The 3,703-nt window shown below is 40.8% G+C and carries 3 protein-coding genes; 2 read left to right on the top strand and 1 reads right to left on the bottom strand.

Annotated elements, in window-relative coordinates; translation table 11 throughout:
• Positions 1–236 precede the first annotated feature (236 nt).
• The gene (locus tag I6E85_RS20615) at positions 237–764 is read right to left on the bottom strand and encodes a sugar O-acetyltransferase (RefSeq protein WP_024589676.1); all 528 of its coding nucleotides are present in this window, start codon (positions 762–764) and stop codon (positions 237–239) included.
• Positions 765–926: 162 nt separating this feature from the next.
• Here I6E85_RS20615 and I6E85_RS20610 point away from each other — a divergent pair, with 162 nt between their 5' ends.
• Both I6E85_RS20610 and glmS read left to right on the top strand, forming a co-directional pair.
• On the top strand, positions 927–1,691 hold the full coding sequence (locus tag I6E85_RS20610) for a DeoR/GlpR family DNA-binding transcription regulator (RefSeq protein WP_024589675.1): 765 nt from the start codon (positions 927–929) through the stop codon (positions 1,689–1,691).
• 46 nt (positions 1,692–1,737) lie between these two features.
• Positions 1,738–3,558 (top strand): glutamine--fructose-6-phosphate transaminase (isomerizing), encoded by a 1,821-nt coding sequence (glmS, locus tag I6E85_RS20605; RefSeq protein ID WP_007580413.1) that lies wholly within the window; start codon positions 1,738–1,740, stop codon positions 3,556–3,558.
• The last annotated feature ends 145 nt before the right edge of the window (positions 3,559–3,703 follow it).

Raw genomic sequence — 3,703 nt, 5'->3', positions numbered from 1 at the left:
TCCATGCCGAACTCAGTAGTGAAACGAAACAGCGCCGATGATAGTGTAGCATTTGCTATGTGAAAGTAGGACATTACCAGGCTTCAAATTGTAGAAAGCCCGAATTTAACAATTCGGGCTTTTTTACGTCTGCAGAAAAGTGAAATGTGCGTAATTAATACACACCCACATCAACACCTAGCACGTAGGGCGGGCGAGCGCAGCGACTCCCAACGTTAAAATCACATCGAGAATAGCTACAGTTTTCTTATTTCACGAGCTGGGTTACCCGCTACTAAAGTATTAGGCATTACATTTTTAGTAACCACAGCACCCGCACCCACAATACTATTTTCACCAATACTCACACCCGCTAAAATAATTGCACCTGCGCCAACCCATACGTTATTGCCTAACGCGATAGGTGCTGCAAAGTTTTCCTTATTAAGCCTTTTTGCGGGATTAGTAGCATGTGACACAGCTAAAAGCTGAACGTTCGGGCCTATTAAGCAGTCATCACCAATGGTGATTGAATGATTGGCTAATGGCGAGTCGAGAAGTGTGCAATTAATATTCATAAAAGTACGATCACCAATAACTATTTGATTGCCGTAATCGCAATGAAAACCTGATTCTATAATTACACCATCACCCGACTTTAAAAATAACTCTTTGATACGTTTTAAGTTGCCTTTACTTGGGCTCTTATTAAATAAACGGCAGGTTTCACCTGCTTGCTTTCGCTGTGCTAAGTATTCTTTACTGATACTGTTAAATGACTGCATTGTACTTATCTTTATAACTTAATTAGTTATAGCTTACCGCACTTTTAGTTTTATTATTATTATTAGAATAAAACTGTGTTTTTTTTGCTCGTTCACTTGCCATTTAGGTTGTTTCGTTTAAAATCGCATAACTTTCGAAATGAAACTTAATTCACGAGCTTTATGACTAAACGAAACACACAGCAGCGTCGTCACAATATACTGGTTCAAGTTAATGAATTAGGTGAAGTAGCCGTTGAAAAGTTAGCACAGCAGTTTCAAACATCTGAAGTAACCATTCGAAAAGATTTAACCTCGCTTGAAAAAAGTGGCTTATTACTTCGCCGCTACGGTGGTGCTATTGCACTACCTAAAGAAATTGTTAGCGATGAAGTAGATTCAAAGCGCAAAGTAGCGATAGCAAAAGCAGCAGCAAAACTTATAAAAGATCATAACCGCATTATTATTGATAGCGGACGCACTACGGCAGCTATGATCCCTGAGCTTGCTGATAAGCGTGGGTTAGTTGTTATGACCAACGCAATTAAAGTAGCGAGTCGTTTATTAGCGCTCGAGAATGAGCCAACACTTTTGATGACCGGTGGAACATGGGATCCGCATTCTGAGTCGTTTCAGGGGCAAGTTGCCGAAAACGTATTATGCTCTTACGATTTTGATCAGCTATTTATTGGTGCGGATGGTATAGACGTAAAGCGCGGCACAACGACTTTTAATGAGTTAGTTGGTTTGAGCCAAGTAATGGCAAAAGCCGCTCGTGAAGTAATTGTAATGGTTGAATCAGATAAGATTGGCCGAAAAATACCAAATTTAGAATTACCGTGGAAAATAGTAACCACATTAATAACCGACAATGGCTTAGCAGACGAAAAACGCAAAGCAATTGAGGCGTGTGGTGTAAAACTAATTTGCGCAGAGATTATTGAATAGTAACTACAAAGTGAGTTACTAGAATTAAAAAATTAATGGAGACACTATGTGTGGAATAGTTGGGGCAGTTGCAGAACGTCCAGTAAACAAAATTTTAGTTGAAGGCCTTAAACGTCTTGAATACCGTGGTTATGACTCAGCAGGCGTAGCATTGCTTGATGGCAACACACTTAATACTGTTAAAGCAGTAGGTAAAGTAGTTAACGTAGAAGCAGCTCTAGAAAAAGCAGGCGTTAGCGGTCATACAGGTATTGCACATACGCGCTGGGCAACACATGGTAGCGTTACAGAAGCAAATGCACACCCACATGTATCAAACAACCAGTTAGCACTTGTGCACAACGGTATTATTGAAAACCACGCTAGCCTACGTACAGCACTTAAAGCAGATGGGTACGAATTCTTATCAGACACTGATACAGAAGTAATGGTGCATTTAATTCACCAACTTCGTAAACAACACACAACGTTACTTGCATCAGTACAAGCAGCTGTTAAACAGTTTGAAGGCGCTTTTGGTACTGTTGTATTTGATAAAGACAACGACAACGAAATCATTGTAGCACGCTCAGGTAGTCCTCTTGTTATTGGTTTAGGCCTTGGCGAAAACTTTATTGCGTCTGATCAGTTAGCATTACTACCTGTTACTCGTAGCTTCATCTTCTTAGAAGAAGGCGACGTAGCACGTATTACACGTGACACAGTAGAAATTTTTGATGCAGACGGTAACGCAGTTGAGCGTGAAGTGATTGAATCAAACATTACGCAAGATGCATCAGGCAAAGGCGATTACCGTCACTACATGCTAAAAGAAATTTACGAGCAGCCACTTGCTGTACGTAATACGCTTGAAGGGCGTTTAAACGACGACCGTGTAGCAATTGATGCCTTTGGCGAAAGCGCTCAGCAAATATTTAAAGATGTAAAACATGTGCAAATTATTGCCTGTGGTACGTCTTACCATTCAGGTATGGTTGCACGTTACTGGCTTGAGCAGTTTGCGGGTGTTAGCTGTAATGTAGAAATAGCTTCTGAATTTAGATACCGTCAGTCGTTTGTTCATGAAAATAGCTTACTTGTTACTATTTCTCAATCGGGTGAAACTGCCGATACGCTAGCTGCATTACGCCTAGCTAAAGAGCAAGGTTACATGGCCTCAATGACTATTTGTAACGTACCTGGTTCATCGCTTGTACGCGAATCAGACCTTGCCTTTATGACTAAAGCAGGCGCTGAAATAGGCGTGGCATCTACTAAAGCATTTACTACGCAGTTAGTTGGTTTGTTAATGCTTACTGCGTCTATAGCGCAGGAAAAAGGCCTTGATCAAAGCGCAATTGTAAATGCAATTAAAGTACTTCCAGCTAAGTTAGAAGAAACATTATTACTCGCTGATGGTATTGCAGATCTTGCAGAAGAGTTTGCTGATAAGCACCACTCATTGTTTTTAGGTCGTGGCTCGCAATACCCAATTGCAATGGAAGGTGCGCTTAAACTTAAAGAGATTTCGTACATTCACGCAGAAGCTTACGCAGCGGGCGAGCTAAAACACGGCCCATTAGCACTTATTGATGCCGACATGCCAATTATTGTTGTAGCACCAAATAACGAATTGCTAGAAAAACTTAAATCAAACGTAGAAGAAGTACGCGCACGTGGCGGCATTATTTACGTATTCGCAGATAAAGATTCACACTTTGAGTCAGACGACACAATGCGTGTAATCAACGTAAACCACACTGACGATATTATTGCGCCAATTGTTTACACCTTGCCATTGCAGCTACTGTCGTACTACGTAGCGGTAATTAAAGGCACTGACGTTGACCAACCACGTAACTTAGCTAAATCGGTTACGGTTGAGTAAAATCAATAGGTTGGTAATTACCTGTTAAAGATAAAAAGGCGCTCAATGCTGTCTCTTGATCACAAGTTTGACTCAAGAGATTTTGCTAAATCGTAGCCTTCCAGGATGGCTTGTAACTTAAGCCATCCTTGCCATAACACTTTCA

The sequence above is a fragment of the Pseudoalteromonas sp. NZS71 genome (genome assembly GCF_015864715.1).
Classification (GTDB): domain Bacteria; phylum Pseudomonadota; class Gammaproteobacteria; order Enterobacterales; family Alteromonadaceae; genus Pseudoalteromonas; species Pseudoalteromonas arctica.
Note: the sequence above shows the minus strand (reverse complement) of the source record. Positions and strands in the feature narration are given on the sequence as shown.

Coding starts and splice junctions, on each gene's coding strand:
- I6E85_RS20615 (WP_024589676.1), bottom strand. CDS start 764: ATGCAGTCATTTAACAGTATCAGTAAAGAATACTTAGCACAGCGAAAG.
- glmS (WP_007580413.1), top strand. CDS start 1,738: ATGTGTGGAATAGTTGGGGCAGTTGCAGAACGTCCAGTAAACAAAATT.
- I6E85_RS20610 (WP_024589675.1), top strand. CDS start 927: ATGACTAAACGAAACACACAGCAGCGTCGTCACAATATACTGGTTCAA.